This is a genomic window from Tsukamurella asaccharolytica, assembly GCF_007858435.1.
GTDB lineage: Bacteria > Actinomycetota > Actinomycetes > Mycobacteriales > Mycobacteriaceae > Tsukamurella > Tsukamurella asaccharolytica.
The window spans coordinates 437,496-455,359 of the sequence record NZ_VIGW01000002.1 but is presented as its reverse complement, the minus strand read 5'-3'; the positions used below and the strand labels follow the sequence as shown (position 1 = coordinate 455,359).

Annotated in this window: 18 protein-coding genes; all 18 read left to right on the top strand. The window is 70.0% G+C overall.

Going from position 1 to position 17,864, the window contains the following annotated elements; translation table 11 throughout:
* The first annotated feature begins 12 nt into the window (after window positions 1-12).
* On the top strand, window positions 13-1,050 hold the full coding sequence (locus FK529_RS05510) for a major capsid protein (protein ID WP_146560001.1): 1,038 nt from the start codon (window positions 13-15) through the stop codon (window positions 1,048-1,050).
* A gap of 5 nt (window positions 1,051-1,055) precedes the next feature.
* A complete protein-coding gene (locus FK529_RS05505; RefSeq protein WP_146560000.1) occupies window positions 1,056-1,331 on the top strand; it encodes a hypothetical protein in 276 nt (91 codons plus the stop codon).
* Window positions 1,306-1,722, top strand: a complete 417-nt coding sequence (locus FK529_RS05500) for a hypothetical protein (protein WP_231702930.1) — start codon at window positions 1,306-1,308, stop codon at window positions 1,720-1,722. Before FK529_RS05505 ends, FK529_RS05500 begins: the two co-directional genes overlap by 26 nt.
* A 2-nt stretch (window positions 1,723-1,724) precedes the next feature.
* Window positions 1,725-2,081 carry a hypothetical protein gene (locus FK529_RS05495; RefSeq protein ID WP_146559999.1) on the top strand — a complete coding sequence of 119 codons (357 nt, stop codon included), beginning with the start codon at window positions 1,725-1,727 and terminating at the stop codon, window positions 2,079-2,081.
* Entirely contained in the window at window positions 2,068-2,334 is a 267-nt protein-coding gene (locus FK529_RS05490) for a hypothetical protein (RefSeq protein ID WP_205124361.1), read from the top strand. The genes FK529_RS05495 and FK529_RS05490 overlap by 14 nt, the downstream gene beginning before the upstream one ends.
* Complete coding sequence (locus FK529_RS05485; protein ID WP_146559998.1) at window positions 2,331-2,753, top strand: hypothetical protein; 423 nt, start codon at window positions 2,331-2,333, stop codon at window positions 2,751-2,753. Before FK529_RS05490 ends, FK529_RS05485 begins: the two co-directional genes overlap by 4 nt.
* A gap of 86 nt (window positions 2,754-2,839) precedes the next feature.
* A complete protein-coding gene (locus FK529_RS05480) occupies window positions 2,840-3,460 on the top strand; it encodes a phage tail tube protein (RefSeq protein WP_146559997.1) in 621 nt (206 codons plus the stop codon).
* A gap of 95 nt (window positions 3,461-3,555) precedes the next feature.
* Window positions 3,556-4,020: a hypothetical protein gene (locus FK529_RS20340; protein ID WP_146559996.1), complete on the top strand. Its 465-nt coding sequence runs from the start codon at window positions 3,556-3,558 to the stop codon at window positions 4,018-4,020.
* Window positions 4,021-4,124: 104 nt separating this feature from the next.
* Window positions 4,125-4,442 (top strand): hypothetical protein, encoded by a 318-nt coding sequence (locus FK529_RS20335; RefSeq protein WP_205124360.1) that lies wholly within the window; start codon window positions 4,125-4,127, stop codon window positions 4,440-4,442.
* On the top strand, window positions 4,443-9,317 hold the full coding sequence (locus FK529_RS05465; protein ID WP_146559995.1) for a tape measure protein: 4,875 nt from the start codon (window positions 4,443-4,445) through the stop codon (window positions 9,315-9,317).
* Window positions 9,318-9,320: 3 nt separating this feature from the next.
* Entirely contained in the window at window positions 9,321-10,454 is a 1,134-nt protein-coding gene (locus FK529_RS05460; RefSeq protein WP_146559994.1) for a hypothetical protein, read from the top strand.
* A complete protein-coding gene (locus tag FK529_RS05455) occupies window positions 10,451-12,208 on the top strand; it encodes a Gp37-like protein (RefSeq protein ID WP_146559993.1) in 1,758 nt (585 codons plus the stop codon). Before FK529_RS05460 ends, FK529_RS05455 begins: the two co-directional genes overlap by 4 nt.
* A 30-nt stretch (window positions 12,209-12,238) precedes the next feature.
* Window positions 12,239-12,730, top strand: a complete 492-nt coding sequence (locus tag FK529_RS05450; protein WP_146559992.1) for a phage gene 29 protein family protein — start codon at window positions 12,239-12,241, stop codon at window positions 12,728-12,730.
* Window positions 12,731-12,742: 12 nt separating this feature from the next.
* Window positions 12,743-13,822 (top strand): phage tail protein, encoded by a 1,080-nt coding sequence (locus FK529_RS05445; protein ID WP_205124359.1) that lies wholly within the window; start codon window positions 12,743-12,745, stop codon window positions 13,820-13,822.
* Between the two features lie 9 nt (window positions 13,823-13,831).
* A complete protein-coding gene (locus FK529_RS05440; RefSeq protein ID WP_146559990.1) occupies window positions 13,832-14,122 on the top strand; it encodes a hypothetical protein in 291 nt (96 codons plus the stop codon).
* Entirely contained in the window at window positions 14,115-16,289 is a 2,175-nt protein-coding gene (locus tag FK529_RS20330; RefSeq protein WP_205124358.1) for a hypothetical protein, read from the top strand. The genes FK529_RS05440 and FK529_RS20330 overlap by 8 nt, the downstream gene beginning before the upstream one ends.
* Entirely contained in the window at window positions 16,286-16,807 is a 522-nt protein-coding gene (locus tag FK529_RS19975; RefSeq protein WP_158635054.1) for a hypothetical protein, read from the top strand. The genes FK529_RS20330 and FK529_RS19975 overlap by 4 nt, the downstream gene beginning before the upstream one ends.
* Window positions 16,807-17,862 (top strand): glycine-rich domain-containing protein, encoded by a 1,056-nt coding sequence (locus FK529_RS05425; RefSeq protein WP_146559989.1) that lies wholly within the window; start codon window positions 16,807-16,809, stop codon window positions 17,860-17,862. Before FK529_RS19975 ends, FK529_RS05425 begins: the two co-directional genes overlap by 1 nt.
* Window positions 17,863-17,864 lie beyond the last annotated feature (2 nt).

Genomic DNA, 17,864 nt, shown 5'->3' with positions numbered 1-17,864 from the left:
AAGGAGAGACCGATGACCCTGTGGACTGACGTCATCACCCCGGCGGCGCTCACCGGCTACGCCCGGCAGGCGCTCGCCGATCGCGAGCGCGCGAAGGGCTCGCTGGCCGTGTACCTGCCGAACCGCACCGTCGACGACATCGTCGCCCGGTTCGTGGCCGGCGCGAACGGCCTCATCGACACGGCCGAGTACCGCTCGTACGACGCCGAGGTGTCGATCGGCGAGCCCGAGGACGCCAAGCGCGTCACCCTCGAGCTGCCCCCGCTCGGCCGAAAGTTCCGCATCTCGGAGTACGAGCAGCTCCGGCTGCGCGGCAACGTGGACCCGCAGCTCATGCTGGGCCACATCACCCGGTACGCGGCCCGCGCCGCCTACTCGGTATCCGACCGCCTCGAGGTGGCCCGCGGCAAGGTGCTCGACACCGGCACCGCGGTGATCAACGAGAACGGCTTCATCGCCACGTCCGACTTCGGTCGGCGCGCGGACTTCAACGCCACCGCCGCGACCCTGTGGTCCGCGGCCGGCGCGAAGCCCCTGTCCGACCTGCGGACCTGGCGTGACGCGTTCGTCAACGAGAACGGCGAGGCTCCCGGCTCGATCCTCACCTCGCAGCAGGTGCTCAACGCGCTCATGGTCTCCTCGGAGTTCAAGGGCCTGGCGACCAACTCGGGCACCGCCCCGAGCGTCGTGACCGAGCAGTACGTCAACAGCGTGCTCACCTCGTACGGCCTGCCGACGATCACCGTGTACGACCGGCGCGCCCGCGTCGCCGGCACCACGGTCCGCGTGCTCCCGCAGGACAAGCTGTACCTGCTGCCCGCCGCGGTCGACCCGTACAACGCCGAGGGCACCGACCTCGGCGGCACCTGGTGGGGCACCACCCTCGAGTCCTCGGAGCCGAACTACGGCATCGCCGGACCCGACCGCCCGGGCATCGTCGTCGGCACGTACAAGACCGAGGACCCCATCGGCGTGTGGGTGCACTCGGCCGCGATCGGCCTGCCCGTCCTGGCGAACGCGAACCTGTCGTTCGCCGCGAAGGTGCTCTGATCGCCGTGGCCAAGATCCGCGACGACTTCGAGGGCGCCGTGTGGCTGCCCGACGGCACCACGTTGGTCGCCGGTGACACCGTCCCGCGCGGCGCCACCGTCGGCGAGCACCTGCTCGCCGAGACCAAGGCACCGGCCAAGAGCAAGGCCGGCACCAAGGATCCCGGCAAGCCCGAGACGGGCACGCCCGCGACGGGTGATCCCGGTACCGGCGACGGTGCGGACGGCGACCCCGCCGGCACCAAGGACGGCGACGGTGCCGGCGAAGCTGCTGGCCAGTAGGTCCGACGTCGAGGACCGCCTCCGGCGGGACCTCACCGACGAGGAAGCCGGTCCCGAGGACCGGTGGATCAACGGACTGCTCGAGGAGGCGTCGGTGCTGGTCACCGCATACTGCGGTGGCCGCACCTTCGCCGACCCGATCCCCGACAACGTCCGCATCGTCACCAGCCGCGTCGCCGCCCGCGCCTTCCAGGTGGCCGACCTCGACGACCCGCTCGCCGAGTCCCGGCAGGACCAGGCCGGCATCTTCATGCAGACCGTCCGCTACGGCGCCGACGCGGCGTCGGGCGGCGTCTGGCTCACCAAGGCCGACAAGCTCGAGCTGGCACCGTACGGCGAGGGCCGCGGCCAGGTGTTCTCGATCGACATGACCGGCACCGGACGAGGCTGACGATGCCCCGCAAGTTCCCCACGCCGCACACCGTCGCTCACGGCCGTGAGGTCATCGTGGGGAAGAACGCCCTGAACCAGCCCATCGTCGAGTTCCAGTGGGTGCCGCGCGCCGTGTACGGGTGGCAGCCGAAGTTCTCAGTCCAGGGCACCCAGCAGGCCGCGCTGGGCGAGCGCGCCATCACCGAGCAGACCCTCATGACCCCGGACGCCGACTGGGAGCACGGGGACCGCGTCCGCACCCCGGACGGCCGCGAGTGGCAGATCAACGGCGAGCCCGAGGACTACACGCACGGCCCGTTCAAGTACGCGCCCGGCTACGCATTCACGATTCGGAGGGTGGTCGATGGGAAGGCTTGAGATGTCCCACGCGGACCACGCCAAGATCCGCACCTCGCCCGAGGTGCAGGCGGAGCTACGCGCGGTGGCCGCGAAGATCGCCGCCGAAGCCGATTCGATCGCCGGCACATCCGGCGGCTACGGCCACGGCGACGTCACCGTCGGAACAGACCGCGCCCGCGCGCACGTCTGGCCCGAGACGCCGGAAGCGCGCCGCGCCGAGGCGAAGACGTCGCCGCTCATGCAGATCGTCGGCACGAACGGCCCGGCATGACGCTCACGCTCGGCGTCCCCGTCGGACCGACCGCCGCCGCGGTCGCGTACCTCGAGGGCGAACTCGCGCAGCGAGGAAACCCGCTGCCGATCGGGGTCACGCCGCCTCCCGGCCGCCCCACCTCGTACGCGCTGCTGTCCAGGTCCGGGCAGCACCAGCGCAACCCGTTCGTCGTCGACTACATGATCCGCGTCCGCTGCTTCGACGCGGACGCCGAGCAGTGCGAGCGGAACGCAGACCTGCTCTGGACGCTCATGCGCGCAGTCGGGCACCGCAAGATCACCACCAGCCAAGGCGCGGTGTGGATCTCGTCGGCCACGCCCGGCGACTCCGGGCCCGCCCTGCTCGACGATCTCGACGTGCCGCTGTTCGGACTGCAGTTCGGCATGTTCTGGACCATCGCGCTCAAGCCCACATAGACCCCCACCAGGAACCTCGCCCCCGTGCCGACCCGGCCCGGGGGCATTCGCATTCGCCCGCCCGGGCAGAAGGAGGACCGAGTCCCATGACCGGACCCATCACCACCACCCCGTCCGCGATCGGCGATATCGACAAGATCTTCGCCGCATCCCCCTCGGACCTGACGACCGCCGGAGGCCTCTGGATCGCCCCCGCCGGCACCACGCTTCCGACCGACGTTGACGAGCCGCTGAACGCCGCGTTCAAGAACTTCGGGTTCGTGAGCGACAAGGGCGTGAAGCTCAAGATCGACAGCAAGACGAAGCCGATCGAGGTGTGGGGCGGCGACGAGATCGGATCGCTGCGCGACAAGTTCGCCGTCGAGTACAGCATGGCCCTGTTCCAGGTGCTGTCCCCGCACGTGAACGCCGCGATCTTCGGCTCCGGCTCCGTGTCGACCGCGGCGGCGACCGCGCAGCACGGCGAGCGCATGAAGGTCATGATCACCAGCAAGATCCCGCCCAAGTGCGCGCTGGTGCTCGACACCGTCTTCGAGGACAAGCTCATCCGGCAGGTCGCCGCGCTCGCGCAGCTCTCCGACCTCGCGGACCTGACCTTCGTGCACAACGAGCCCCTCGCGCTCGAGCCCACCTTCCGGGTCATCAAGAACCCGGCCGACGGTGCGCACATCGTGCAGTACAGCGACGACGGCAAGGTCTCCGTCTAACGAGTCTCGTTGCGGGCGCGCCGGATTCCTGGTGGCGGGGCGCCCGCAACGAACCCCGTTCACCCCACCAGGAACCTCCACCGGGAAGGGACCCCATGTCCAAGAACCAGACCGAGCCCGACGACATCGACGTCGCCGAGCCCGACACCGTCGCCGAGCCCGCGGACGACACCGCGCCGGCCACCGGCGACGCCGCGATCATCGCCGAGTGGGCCGAGTGCTACGACCCCGGAACCGAGCTGTTCGTCGGCTCGTTCGGCGCCGACGACTTCGACCCGGAGTACGGCAGCGACGACTACCCCGACGGCACCACGATCGCCGTCAAGCGGTGCACGTCCAAGCCCACCCCGGGCTGGATCCGCAAGCACGCGCACCTCAACGACCTCGAGCGGACGTTCGCGCTCCTCGAGATGCACGCCTGCGACGAAGCCCTCGAGATCCTCGACGCGCTCAAGGGCGACCAGTGGGACGAGTTCGTCAACTCCTGGGGGCAGGACGGCGGCCTGGTCCCAAAATCCACGCGGTCTGCGCGGCGGTCCGCGAACAGGAAGCGGCGGTAGTCCGAGATCTCCTCGCCGCCGGGCCGGGATACCGACTGGATGACGGCAGCCTCGACTGGCACGAGCTGCACGCCCTCATCTACTCGGCCCCGCCCGGCACGGCGGTGTTCCACGCCTTCGAGAAGGGCTGGACCACCACCGATTACCTGCTCGCTCACATCATCGACGCCGAGCAGAACGCCCTCTGGCAGCGCGCGGGCGACGACCGCAACCCGAAGCCCGACCCGTTCCCACGCCCGAACGACGAGACCGACGACGAAGTAGACGGCGAGGAGCCCGGCCGCGGACAAGTGCAGGCCGGGATGGTCGTCGCCACCACGGTCACCGTCTCCGAGTTCATGGCCATGCGCGCCGAGCGCGAGGCCCAGTGGCGCGCACGACACAACATCCCCGAACCCGTCCCGAGCGAAGGAGGCCCGTAGATGCCCGGTGTGTATTACGTGACCGTCCTGCCCGAGACCTCGAAGCTCGAGGAGGGCATCCGGCAAGCCGGTGCCCGCGCGGAACGGGGCATGAAGGTCCGGCCCGAGTTCGACACCTCCCGCGCACAGCCCGCGGGCCAGCAGGCAGGCCGCGAAGTCCAGGTGGGTCTGGATTCCCAGGCCCGCTCGGGCGGCGGCCTCCGCGGGTTCTTCCGCTCCGACGGTGCGCGCTCGGCCGGCCAACAGGCGGGCAGCGAGATCAACTCGGGCCTGCAGAGCGCCAACATCGGGACCGGTCTGCACACGCAGCTACGGACGAACCTCGGCGACGGCGAGTCCGTCGGCCGGTCGCTCGGCACGCGGATCGCGAGCGGCCTGCGCTCCGCCACCACGATCGGCGCGGCGGCGGCCGTCGGCGGCATCGGGTACGCCCTGACGAAGGGCTTCGGCCGCCTCACCGAGATCGACACCGCGCAGTTCAAGCTCAAGGCGCTCGGCCACGACGCCGCGTCCGTGCAGGGCATCATGGACAACGCGACGACCGCCGTGAAGGGCACCGCGTTCGCGCTCAACGAAGCCGCGACCACGTCGGCAGCCGCGGTGGCCGCCGGGATCAAGCCCGGGCAGGACCTCACCAAGTACCTCGGCACCACCGCCGACGCCGCCGCTGTCGCCGGTACGTCGCTCGCCGAAATGGGCTCGATCTTCAACAAGGTCCAGACGTCCAACAAGGCGTACACCGGTGACCTGCAGATGCTTTCGGACCGCGGCGTCCCGATCTTCCAGTGGATCGCCAAGGAGGCCGGTGTCAGCGCCGACGAGGTCGCCAAGATGGCCTCGAAGGGCCGGGTCAGCGCGGAGATGTTCCGCACGGCCATCGAGAAGAACATCGGCGGCGCCGCGAAGGGCATGGGCGGCTCGTTCCGCGGTGCCCTCGCCAACCTGAACGCCTCGATCTCCCGATTCGGCGCCGGGCTCGCCGGGCCGCTCGTCGAGGGTCTCCGCCCGCTCCTCTCCGCCGGCACCAACGTCTTCGACGGCATCACCAAGGCCATGGGCCCCGGGATGAAGTCGATGACCGCCAACGTGAAGGGCTGGTCCGAGGACCTCTCGAACAAGATCAACGCCTGGGCCACGAACGGCGGCGTCGAGCGCGCTGCCGCCCGTATCAGCCAGGTCTGGACCACCACCGTCAACGGGCTGCGCACCGCTGCGACGTGGGTCAAGCAGCTCTGGGAAGACCTTCGCGGCAACGGCGGCGGGGGAGACCAGGCCGGCACCGCATTGAAGTCCGTGGGCGACGCCGCGAAGAACCTCGGCGGCGCAGCGCGTGACGCCGGACCCGCCATCCAGACCATCGGCTCCGCGCTCGTGTCCATCGGACCCGAGATGCTGTCGAGCGTCCTGGTGCCCGCCCTCAAGCTGTTCGGCGGCGCGCTCAAGTTCGGGGCCGACAACGCGTCCTGGATCGGCCCCCTCGCCGCCGGATTCTTCGTGCTACGCGGCGCGGTCTCGGCAGCCGTGCCGTTCATGCAGGCCTACACCGCCACCATGAACGTGATCCGCACGCCGGTCATCATCGCGCAGGCCCTCGCGCAACGGCAGCTCGCCGGCGCGATGACGCAGCACACCGCGGCCCTGATCGCGAACACGCAGGCGCAGGGCATCAACACCGGAGCCCAGAACACGGGCGCCGCCGCGACGCTACGTTCCCTCGCCGCCGCACTCGGCCACGCGATCGCCACCCGCGCGCAGGCCGCCGCGACCCGCGCCGCCGCCATCGCGCAGCGACTGTTCAACCTGTCCCTGCTCGCGAACCCCATCACGTGGATCGTCGCCGCCGTGATCGGCCTCGGCGTCGCCATATGGGCCTTCTTCACCAAGACCGAGACCGGCCGCAAGCTCTGGGACAAGATCTGGAACGGCATCAAGGCGATCACGAACAGCGTCGTCGGCTGGTTCCGTAACACCGCGCTTCCCTGGCTGCAGGGCTTCTTCGCAAAGGTCGGCGAAGTCGCAATGTGGCTGTGGCACAACGTAATCACACCAGTGTGGGAGGGTATTAAGCTCGCCATCCGCATCGCCATCGAGGTGATCAAGGGCTACATCGAAGGCTGGATGACCGCGTTCCGGGTCATCGAGACCGTGCTCACCTGGGTGTGGAAGACGATCGTCGTCCCGATCTTCGAGGGCATCAAGGCCTTCATCAAGGCCGCCGTCGACCGGGTCAAGGAGGACTGGAACACCCTCGTCAGCACCGCCGAGGCCGTGTGGACCGGCGTGCGCGACAAGTTCACCAGCCTCGTCAATTTCGTCAAGGAGCTGCCCGGCAAGATCGCGACCGCAGCAAAGGGCATGTGGGACGGCATCTCTGGCGCATTCAAGTCGATGGTCAACGGACTCATCGACATGTGGAACGGCCTCGCGAACAAGCTGTCGTTCACCGTCCCCGACATCGTCGGCATGCCGAGCCGCGGCGAGAAGGTCTCGCCCATCCCCACCATCGCGAAGCTCGCGACAGGCGGCATCATCCGCGGCCCCGGCACCGGCACGAGCGACGACATCCTCGCGTCCGTCCGCGGCGGCGGGAACGTCGCCGTCAGCAACGGCGAGAGCATCAACACCGAACTCTCGACACGCGAGAACTGGTGGCTGTTCTCCCAGCTCAACGCGGGCAAGTCCCTCGGCGAGGCGCTGCAGGGCTTCATCCCCGCATTCGCTGGCGGCGGCGTCGTCACCGACAGCGAGGTCGCGCGCATGGGCGGCGGCACCGTCAACCTCTCGCTGCTCCGCGCCGTCCGCGCCCAGTTCCCCAAGATCGGCCTGAACTCGGCGAAGACCGACCACGACGCCGACGGCGGGTACCACCCCAAGGGCAAGGCCATCGACCTCGCGCCCGACGACCAGGTCGCCGGATGGCTGTTCTCGAACCGCAAGGCCCTCGGCCTCGGCCAGATCATCTACGGCGGCGCGGGCGGCCGGTACACGTACTACAACATCAACGGCACCGAGGCCGAAGGCCAGAAGGCCATCGACATCTTCGGGTCGAGCGTCGTGTTCGGCCAGCACTCCGACCACATCCACGTGATGGCGAACAGCGAGATCGGGGCGGCCGTCGCGACGAACGGCGACGGCTCGGGCTCGTACGACAGCTCGGGCACCCCGGGCGGTAGCGGAAGCTCGACCACGTACAGCAACGCGGGCGGCGCGAGCAGCATCACGTCGGCCGCCGCCGCGAAGTCCGCCGGAATCGTCCCCGTCTGGGTCGAGAACTGGCCGTCGAGCATCGGCAGCGGCGCATCGACGACGTCGTCGACCACCGACTCGGGCACCACGATCAACGTGACCGACAACAGCAGCAGCGACAGCACCACCGGCAGCGGGTCCACCGTCGGGGCGGCCACGAGCACCACCGGCGCGACGACGACCGCGACGACGGGCAAGAGCCTCAAGCAGGGCGCGACGGTGCAGGAGATGATCAACGAGGTCGTCCGCGTCGGCAAGGCGAAGGGCATGTCCGCGGCCGACATCGAGTCCGCGGCGGCCACCCTCCTCGCCGAGTCGGGCGGCAAGAACTACGCGAACAGCAAGGTCGCCGGATCCACCGACCGCCCCCACGACGCGGTCGGAACGAACGGCAAGAGCCTCGGCGTCATGCAGCAGCAGTCCGGCATGGGCTGGGGCACCGACGAACAGCTCATGGACCCGACCTACGCGATCGGCAAGTATTACGAGCGCCTCGGATCGGTCGCCGGCCGCGACAAGATGACGGCCGCGCAGCGCGCGCAGGCAGTCCAGAAGTCCGCGCACGCCGACGGCTCGAACTACGCGGCGAAGCTCGCCGAGGCGAAGAAGCTCATCGGCTCCGCCGGAACGACCACGACGACCGGCACCTCGTCGGCGGCCACCACCATCGGCGCGTCCACGTCCACGTCGACGGGGAACCGGCGCGCCGCCACCTCGAAGGAACTCGACGCCGCGTCGAAGAAGACGAGCACCAAGAGCGAGGCCGTCACCCAGGCGCAGCAGTCCGTCGACGACCACGCGTACCGCGTCACCCAGGCGCAGAAGAGGCTCGCCGAGGTCCAGGCCAAGACGAAGCAGACGAACTCGAAGGGCAAGGCCCTCGCCGACGCCGACGACGTCGCCAAGGCCGAGCGCGCGCTCATGGTGGCCAACCGCGAGCTGACCGACGCCAAGAAGCGGCTCACCAAGGCCACCGGCAGTGCCGAGGACGCCACCAAGGCCGAGGCCGACCTCAAGACCAAGGGCGTCGAGACCAAGAGCAAGACCGGCAAGAGCAAGGACAGCTCGAGCAGCTCGAACGGCCTCAACGGCGCCGACTTCGGCAAGACGTTCGTCTCCGGCGTGCTCGAGACGATCGGCCTCGACGGATCCGTGTTCAGCAACCCCTTCGAGTGGCCCACGGTCAAGTCGATCATGGCCGGCATCAACTGGCTCGGCGGCCTCACCAGCGGCAAGGGCAAGGACAGCAAGGACGGCAGCACGTCGACGCAGTCCGCGGGCGGGTTCACCAACGGTGTCGCCGACCAGCTCGGCCTGGGCGGGTTCCTCAAGAACGTCATGCCCGGATCGCAGGTCGGCGCGGCCACCTCGAAGACCGGTGCCGGCCAGAACACCACGACGAACTCGGTGAACCCCGCCACCAACACCGCCGGTGGCGGCACGTCGGTCGCCGACAAGCTCGCCTCGACGATGACCTCGGTCCTCCCGACCGCGCAGCCCGCGCCCGCCGCGGCCCCGGTCGACAACCGCATCACGGTCAACGCGCCCGGCCAGAGCGCCGAGCAGATCTACACGAAGCTGCGCACCGAGCAGACGGCGCGCACCCGATCGACGGTCGTGAGGGGCTGACGCATGTACCAGGACGACCTGTGGGCGGACTCGATCGCCTATCCGAACGACGCCGAAGGGAACCCCGCCTACGCACCGTTCGATCCTGCACACCCGTCCTGGCAGCGCATGTCCCGCTGGGCCGACCTCGGCCCGAACGGTGAGCGCCTTCGCTCGGAGGAGACGAAGTGGGTGTACATGCACCCCGGGACCGGCTGGAAGATCTGGCACCTCGCCGGGCCGTTCCGCGCCCGCGAGGGCGTTGCGCTGGCCCGCGAGCTCGAAGGGATCATGCACCCCGAGTTCGAGATCCGTTACAGCGCGGGCCCGTACACCGTCGGCGAGATACCCGAGCGCGTCGACTTCAAGAAGCGCCAGGTGGCGATGGGCGCCGTGATGAATCCGAACGGCAACCCCGAGCGCACCGAGCCCGCGTCGTGGTGGTCGTACCGGATGATCGAGCAGGACTGGTGGCAGTCCTGGTCCGAGACCGTCCCGGGGTTCCTCGGCTGCTTCACCCGCACCCACGGCTGGCGGTGGCTCCGCATCATCCAGGGCGAGGCGACGAAGACGACCCTGTCGACCGATCCTGTCGCGAACGGCAACAACGGGATCACCTGGAACATGGTCGCGCACGCCCCGTGGCCGTTCTACTCGAAGAAGTCGCTGACCGGCGTGTGGAAGGCCTCGCAGGACCAGATCGACGTCCACGGCATCGCCCAGGGCATCATCCCCATGGCCAACCGCGGCACGTGGGAATCCTGGCCGAAGTACCTCATCCGCGGCACCGGCACTGCGCAGGTGCAGGACGGTCTCAGCGGTCGGATGATCACCCTGCCGAAGCTGTACGCCGAGGACGGCGCGTACATGCTCGTGGACACCGACCCGACGAAGCGGACGATCACCACTGAGAAGGAGCCCATCGACAACGAGGCCGCGCGCCTCATGCGGAATACGCAACTGCTGCAGGTGCTCCTGCCCGACGTCTACGAGACCGCCGCCGCGAAGCTCCCCGCCCAGCGCCGGATTCCCGGCGGCATCGGATTCGACGGGAAGATCCCGCCGCGCACCGTCGCGCAGCTCAAGGTGTCGCACACCAACCCCCGCGGCTCCATCACCTGCATCATGCCGCAGCACTACCGGATGCCCTGGGCATGAGCACCGCGCTCCTCGACCGGCCCGAAGTCGACGCCCGCCGCGGCGCACCGGACCCGGTCCTCGACCCGTGGGCCGCCTACAGCTACCTCGACGCGAAGCGCGATGTCCTCGACGAGGAAGCCCGCGCGCGGCCGTTGATCCGCCTGTGGGACAAGTACCACCGCTACATCGGCACCGTCGCGAACGAGAAGTCGCTCAGCGCCGAGGAAATGCTCCACGACACCGGCACCGGCGAGGTCGTGCTCCGCGCCTCCGACTGGCTCGTCGACTTCCTCAAGACCGACGTCCGCAAGGACGAAGACCTCCACATCACCATCGACCCGTACCCGCACAACCGGGACTGGCGTTGGCGGTGGGGCGCGAAGATCACCAACGTCGCCGTGAAGCGCAACGAGGACGGAATCCGCACCGCCACACTGGAATGCAGCCACAACCGCGAGCACTGGAAGCATCTCCTGTTCGGTGCCACACCGTTCAGCGCGCCCGAGGTCCAGCCCTTGAAGGCCTGGCTGATGCTCGGCAACACCCGCACCGTCGTCGCCGGCACCGGGTTCCTGAACCTCGCCCGCAACTACTGGCCGCTCCTCGCGCTCCCCGCGAACATCATGAACCCCGGCGCGTGGGTCGGGCAGGCGTCGAACCTCGCGAACCTCGACCCGCTCAACTGGCCCGTCCAGATGCAGTTCGTGAACCCGCTGTTCGACCAGTCCCGCACCACCGTCCTCATGTCGCGGTGGTCCGACGCGCACTCGGTCACCGAAGACCTCCTGCGGGACGCCGGCTGCCACGTCCGCGCCTACACCTGGCTGCCCGAGGACACCACGTCGCCGCACCCCGAGCTGGCCGCGATCGTCGGCGAGAAGCTCGCCCGGCCACGCCGCGCGTGCGTCGTCCTCGCCGCCGAGGACAAGAGCGGCGTCACCGGACCGACGGGCACCGCGTTCGACGGGTTCCTCAACCTCGTCGCGGTCACCGCCGACAACAGCATCACCGAGGTGCTGCACCCCGTCGACCTCAACGGCGACGGCGTCACCGACCCGTGGTTCCGCAAGCTGCTCATGGTCGCCCCGGCGATCCCGACCGTCGTGTTCCGCGACACCGAGCACTCGCAGATCCTCAGCAGCGAGCACAACTCGTACCGCTTCAAGGCGGGCAGCATCATGACCGGCGGCAAGTCGCCGGGCTGGGTCAACCAACTGCAGACGTTCGCGATCAAATACGCACTGTCCCAACTCAGTGCAGTCATCTCGTACGGCCTGGGTGCCTACCAGGAACCGGGAACGCCCGGCCTTGAGGAGATCTACCAGGGCCAGTTCGACGACATGCTCCTCGCGTTCATCCGGTTCACCGACCCGGTGCGCGCCTACCGCGCCGGGCCGTACGGCTACCTCGAGCACTTCGAGCAGGGCAGCGGCAGCGCCTACACGGTGTCGTCCGGGCTCACGCTCCGCCAGGGCCACTTCAAGACCCGCGCCTACCAGGGCTTCAAGGTCGCCGTCCGCAACGGCGGGCAGCACATGCTGTTCTACGACTTCAACCTCGGCGACCGCACCCTGTTCGAGATCGACGGCGTGCTCTACACCGACCAGGTCACCGCCTGGAAGCTCCACTACGACGAGACCACGCCGAAGACCTTCGACCTGTCCATCGGCGACGACCGCGAGTCCGAGGACCCCGTCGCGCAGGTGACCCGCGCCGCCGGGAACTTCTGGAACGGCCTCGCGATGATGTTCGGCTCCGGCGACCTGTTCTAACCCAACCGTCACCCCACCAGGAGACCCGAAATGACCGATGACACTGAACTTCCCGATGTCGACCTCCCGAAGCTCGAGGAGATCCCCGAGGACGAGCAGACCCCGATCCAGCGCGCCATGTACGCCATCGCCGCCGCGCTGCAGTACCCCATCGACAACCTCGGCCGCGTGTACGACGTCCGGTACATGATCCCGGTGCTCGCCTTCCACCTCGCGCGCGCCGGCCTCGGCCCCGTCGACGGGCAGGCCGTGATCAAGCCGCGGCGCGTGCCGCCCGGCCCGCAGGTCGTCGAGGACGCGATCGAGTGGGTGCCGCTGGACGCGCCGGACACCGTCGCTGAGGAACTCGCAGGCGTCACCAGCATCGATGACCTGCAGCACCTCTCACCGCAGGCCCGCGCGATCGCGGTGCGCGACCTCCTCGGCGGCAGCGACCAGGCCACCGCGCAGGCAGCCGCGCAAGTCCCGCTCGACGACAAGCCGGGCTGGCACACCCAGACCTCGATCCAGTTCGACGACTAGAGGAGCACCATCGTGACCACCTCGTACCCGACCAGCAACGACCCCATCGCGATCTTCCAGAGCTACCTGGCCGCGACCTGGCACGGCATCCCCGTCGACAAGGACGCGCCTCCCGGCATGTCCGTGACCCTCGAGATGATCGAGGGGCAGGCCGTCATCACCGGGCCGGTGCTCAAGGGCGACCGAGGGGACAAGGGCGAGCCCGGGCGGATCGTCAACCTGCAGTGGCCGCCGAAGGCCACGGCGGCCGAGCTGCCCGCGAACCTCACCGTCGCGGACGCCAACAAAGGCTGGTGGGTCGGCGACCCAATCCCGGACCGCGTGTACGTCTGGACCGGCACGAAGTACGAGGTCGTCCGCCCGGGCCCGCCCGGCGCCGCTGGGCCGGTCCCGCAGATCACGCCGTCCGTCGAGGTCATCCCGATGGCGGAGCGGACCCCGGACAGCAAGGACGAGATCATCGTCACCGGCGACGCCCGGTTCCCGCAGTGGCACATGCGTCTCCTCGCCCCGCCCGGCCCGCAGGGGCCGTCGACGAACATCGAGAACGCGCCCGACTACGACAAGCAGGGCCGCTCGAAGGAACCCGGCCAGGTCGTCACCGTCCTGCCGAACGGGAAGTTCGGCGCCTCGGACTTCGCCGCGAAGCACCCGCGGTTCTACAGCATCCCCGAGGGCATGTTCAGCTCGTTCTCTGGTCCCGCGCAACGGCACACGATCCTGCAGTACACCATCGAGGCGCAGGACTACGACTGGGTCCCGTACGTAACCGGGCACTTCCGCGCGTACGGCCTCGAGCTGGACGCCGACCCGCTCATCATCGGCAGCGAGGTCCGCCTCGGCGATCCCCTGTCCGGCACGCTCATCGCCCGCGGCTTCGGCAACAACAGCTCGTGGACGACCGTCGTCCCGCACTTCTCGTCGACCGGGAACACCACGGCCGCAGTCGCACCCGACAACGGCCACGCGATGGTCCCCGCCGGCCAGCCCGCGCAGATCAACGTGAACCTCTACAACGACGGACTGCTCGGCGTCTACCTGTTCAACCCGGCCGGCGCGCAGCTCGACGTGCTGGTCATCCCGCAGGGATAGGAGCGCCCCATGCCGTACACCAGGACCTACAAGGCGCGCCTGCTCGTCGAGCCCGACACCGACCTCGAGCAGATGCGTTGGCTGCAGCGCGAGTCCTTCCAGCGGCGCGCCGCCGCCGACATGCTCCGCATCGTCGACTACACCGAGACGGAGATCCCCACCGACGAACTGAATCCCGCGGTGGCGAAGGACCTGCCGCGCCCGCTCGAGGACTACCAGTGCTTCGAGTTCATCGGCGTCGCCGAGGTCGACCGCGACGCCGTCGCCGCACTCACCGCGGAGGCCCCGGCCGATGCCTAGAGCGCATGATCGGGTTCCGATTGCGCTAGACCGGAATCCGCTCGTCGGGCTCGTACCCGAGCCAGGGAAGCTGCCGAAGCTCAACCCCGTCGACTTCGTCGAGTCGGTCATCAAGATCATCACCGACAACATCGAGCGGATACCGCTGATCGGGCCCGTCGTCTCGGGTCTCGCGAAGCTCATCGGCCTCACCGACGACGGCGCGCTGATCAACCTGCTCAAGGGGCTCGTGTCCCTCGACCCGCGGAAGTTCCTCGACGGCCTCGCCGGCATGTTCGGCGGCGGCGCCGGCCTCGGGCTGCCCGCGATCCTGTCCGGCCTCAACGGCATGTTCGGCGGACTCCGCGCCGACGGCGGCCTCGACGCCTCGAAGCTGTTCGGCGCGCTCCCCACCGGCATCATGAACGCGATCCGCGGCCTCTTCTCGTTCCTCGGCGGCAACGTCGAACTGGGCCAGCTCATCCGCGCGACCCCCGGCCTCGAGAAGAACTGGCTGCCCCCGTTCGACACCGCCGAGTCGATCAAGGCCGACGACTGGTGGTCCTGGGACGGCACCGTCGGCCGCACCAAGCCCGGCAGCGCGAAGTGCCGCCTGGACGGCGTCGAGCACGTCCAGACCTCCGACCCGATCGACGTCGTACCCGGCCAGCAGCTCTCCCTGGGCGGCTACCTCCGATGGTCCAACTTCACCGGCACCGGCGGCCCCGCGTTCATCCTCCGCGTGCTCGCCTTCGACGCCGGTGACCAGCTCGTCGGGTCGGCGCAGATCGGCGCGGTCACACCGTCGGTCGCGACGTCCACGAACTTCGAGACCATGGTGGCCACGAGCTGGACCGCGCCGGCCAACGCGGCGTACGTCCGCGTACGGATGGAGTGCACCGCCGCGGCGACCGGCGGCACCGTCAACTGGGACGACCTCTGGCTCCGCAAGCCCGCGCAGAGCCTCCCGCAGGAGTGGATCAACGGGCTCGTCTCGAAGCTGTCGAACCTCACGTCGGGCATCGCCGACGCCTGGAACTTCGCGCAGAGCATCATCGACACGATCATGAACGGCTTCGGCCAGTTCGGATCCGGGTTCAGCCTGAACCACCTGCTCAGCCAGCTCGGCAACATCCCGCAGAACGCGATCGCGGGCCTCGGCGGCGTCCTCGGCGGACTGCTCCCCAAGACCGACTGGACCAGCTTCCTCAACGGGTTCAAGGCCGCCGGGAACAACGGCACCGCACCGTCGACCGGCAGCTCGCTCATCGACGACGTGATCAACTCGTTCCTCGGCGTGCGCACCAAGGCCGTCACCGCGCAGGCCAGCGCCCAGGCAGCCGTGCAGACCACCGGCCTCACCACGTCCGGGACGATGGGGACCCTCAAGTGGACCCGCGTCGTGTTCGCCACCGTCGGCAACGCAACCTGGACCGTTCCGACGCCGTCGGCCGGGTACCGGCTCGAGCGCGTCGACGTGCAGATCGTCGGCCCCGGGCAGGGTGGCCCGCGCATCCCACTGAATTACCTGGGCCGCGCCGACGGCGGGCTCGCGGGCGGCTTCCGACGACAGTCGTTCACCCCCGAAGAAATCGGCGCGCCCGGCACCGCGTACGCGCTCACGATCCCCGGCGGTACCTCCGGCGCTACGGCGATCGGCCCGGCAGCCGTCCCGCCGCGCGCGACGGTGCGCCGGCAGAGCGACAACGCCCTGCTGATCCAGTCGCCCGAGCCCGGCACCTCGGGCATCGTCACCACCGCCGGGATCCCGAGCACGTACCAGGCCCCGGGGTCGGGCGGCGCAAACGGCCCGGCCGTGTACACGGGGAACGACTCAAACGGGAACTCCACCTACTCGTACACCGACGGTGAGCCCGGCGACCCGTCGTTCGAGTCGCCCGGCGGCACCGCGGGGCGCTCCGCGACCGGATGGTTCGGGTCCGGCTCGGCAGCGCCCGGAAACGGTGCCAACGCGCCGACCAGCGACCCGTACCACCGCTACTGCGGATCTGGCGGCGGCGGATGCGCAGGCCGCGTCAACGCGCCGGGCGGCGCGGGCGGTGACCCCGGTGGGGGCGGCGGTGTCGGATCCCCGCACAACGGCGCCGCGTTCCTCCCGTCGTCCACCAACGGCGGCCCCGGCGGCCGAGCAGAGATCGTCTTCTGGATTGTTGAGGCCCCACTATGACCGACGCCTACCTCATCGACGACACCGGCACCGTCCGCCGCTACGTGCTCGCCGAGCCGCTCACCACCCGCCGCGTCGACCGCGTCGACGGCGACGGCACCCCCGTGTTCTCCGACGAGACGGTCACGGTCACCGACCTCACGATCGCGATCCCCGAGCAGTGGCCGCACTCGGTCACCATCCCGGCGGTCCTCGTGACCGGCAGCGGCCCCGAGGCCGTCGAGAACGTCGGCTCGTACCCGGCCGCGGTGCCGTGGGAGCAGGTACTCGACGACCTCGGCGTGCACATCGCCCAGGGCGAGCCGCCCGCGCCGCCGACACCGTTCCTCGTCGGCGCGGTACCGACGGCCGACGATCTCCCGCTCGAGCTGCAGCCCCTCGGCGTGTACCTCGTCCGCGACGACCAGGTCGCGCGGTGCCTCGTCGACGGCGAGCACCGGGACATGCCCTGGGATCCCGGGTGCATCACCTTCTTCGGCATGACCGCCGACGAGGTGCCCGACATCGAGCCGAACTGATGCCCTGGTCGTCGACACCCGAGCCGCCGCCCACACCAGGCCGGACAGCGTGGGCGCCCGGCGACGGCCACCAGCCCACGCCGACCGCGCCCCGCACGGGCTGGTGGCCCGTGGCAATCGTCGCCGGCACCGGCACCAGCATCGGAGACGCCGCCGGCCGCGCCGCGGTCCGCGCGTCCGGCACGGGCACCAGCGTCGGAGACGCCGCCGCGGCGATCCTCGTCCACCTCGCGGGCACGGGCGGCAGCATCGGCGACGCCGCGGCGGCCGTCCTGGCGCACCTCGCGGGTACCGGCACCAGCGTCGGCGACTCCGGCGGGCGCGGCGCGATCCGCGCGACCGGTGCGGGCACGAGCGTCGGCGACGCGGCGGCGGCCGTCCTCGCCCACCTCTCGGGCGCGGGCACCGGCGTCGGCAGCAGCTACGCCACCGTCCTCGCGCATCTCACCGGCACCGGAACCAGCGTCGGCAACGGCGCGGCCACAGCGGGATTCGCGCCGCACGCCCCGGAGCGCACCGAGTTCACCGCCGCCGGGGCCTACACCTACCTCATCCCGGGCTGGTGCCGGTTCATCGACCAAGTCCTCATGCCCGGCGGCGCATCCGGGCAGACAGGCGACGGCGCGTTCAGCGGAACAGGCAAGGGCGGCAACCCCGGCGTCTACCTCGTCCGCACCCTCGAGCGTGGCGTCGACCTCCCGTGGACGCAGACCACGATCACCGGCACCGTCGGCGCGGGCGGCGCCCGGCCTGCGAACTCCGACAACGCCGCACCGAACCCCGGCGGCGCGACCACCGCCGACTGGGGAAGCGGCAACGTCACCGCGCCCGGCCCCACCGGCACGCAGCCGTCCGGGCAGAACGGCGGCAGCTCGGCCGCGGTCACCGTGAACGGCCAGAACTACCCCGCCGGGCCGGGCGGCACGGGCAATGCAGGCGCGGGCAGCGCACCAGGCGGCGCGGGCGCGGGCGGCAACGGCGGCATCTTCGGTTCCCGCACCCAGGGCGGCCCAGGCGGCACCGGCCGCGCATCCTTCTACGCACGTCAATCCTGAAT

What these genes read in the sequence shown, in the direction of transcription:
- FK529_RS05440 (WP_146559990.1), top strand. Translation starts at nt 13,832, where the DNA reads ATGCCGTACACCAGGACCTACAAGGCGCGCCTGCTCGTCGAGCCCGAC.
- FK529_RS05450 (WP_146559992.1), top strand. Translation starts at nt 12,239, where the DNA reads ATGACCGATGACACTGAACTTCCCGATGTCGACCTCCCGAAGCTCGAG.
- FK529_RS20330 (WP_205124358.1), top strand. Translation starts at nt 14,115, where the DNA reads ATGCCTAGAGCGCATGATCGGGTTCCGATTGCGCTAGACCGGAATCCG.
- FK529_RS05510 (WP_146560001.1), top strand. Translation starts at nt 13, where the DNA reads ATGACCCTGTGGACTGACGTCATCACCCCGGCGGCGCTCACCGGCTAC.
- FK529_RS05495 (WP_146559999.1), top strand. Translation starts at nt 1,725, where the DNA reads ATGCCCCGCAAGTTCCCCACGCCGCACACCGTCGCTCACGGCCGTGAG.
- FK529_RS19975 (WP_158635054.1), top strand. Translation starts at nt 16,286, where the DNA reads ATGACCGACGCCTACCTCATCGACGACACCGGCACCGTCCGCCGCTAC.
- FK529_RS05425 (WP_146559989.1), top strand. Translation starts at nt 16,807, where the DNA reads ATGCCCTGGTCGTCGACACCCGAGCCGCCGCCCACACCAGGCCGGACA.
- FK529_RS20340 (WP_146559996.1), top strand. Translation starts at nt 3,556, where the DNA reads ATGTCCAAGAACCAGACCGAGCCCGACGACATCGACGTCGCCGAGCCC.
- FK529_RS05455 (WP_146559993.1), top strand. Translation starts at nt 10,451, where the DNA reads ATGAGCACCGCGCTCCTCGACCGGCCCGAAGTCGACGCCCGCCGCGGC.
- FK529_RS05465 (WP_146559995.1), top strand. Translation starts at nt 4,443, where the DNA reads ATGCCCGGTGTGTATTACGTGACCGTCCTGCCCGAGACCTCGAAGCTC.
- FK529_RS05490 (WP_205124361.1), top strand. Translation starts at nt 2,068, where the DNA reads ATGGGAAGGCTTGAGATGTCCCACGCGGACCACGCCAAGATCCGCACC.
- FK529_RS05460 (WP_146559994.1), top strand. Translation starts at nt 9,321, where the DNA reads ATGTACCAGGACGACCTGTGGGCGGACTCGATCGCCTATCCGAACGAC.
- FK529_RS05480 (WP_146559997.1), top strand. Translation starts at nt 2,840, where the DNA reads ATGACCGGACCCATCACCACCACCCCGTCCGCGATCGGCGATATCGAC.
- FK529_RS05485 (WP_146559998.1), top strand. Translation starts at nt 2,331, where the DNA reads ATGACGCTCACGCTCGGCGTCCCCGTCGGACCGACCGCCGCCGCGGTC.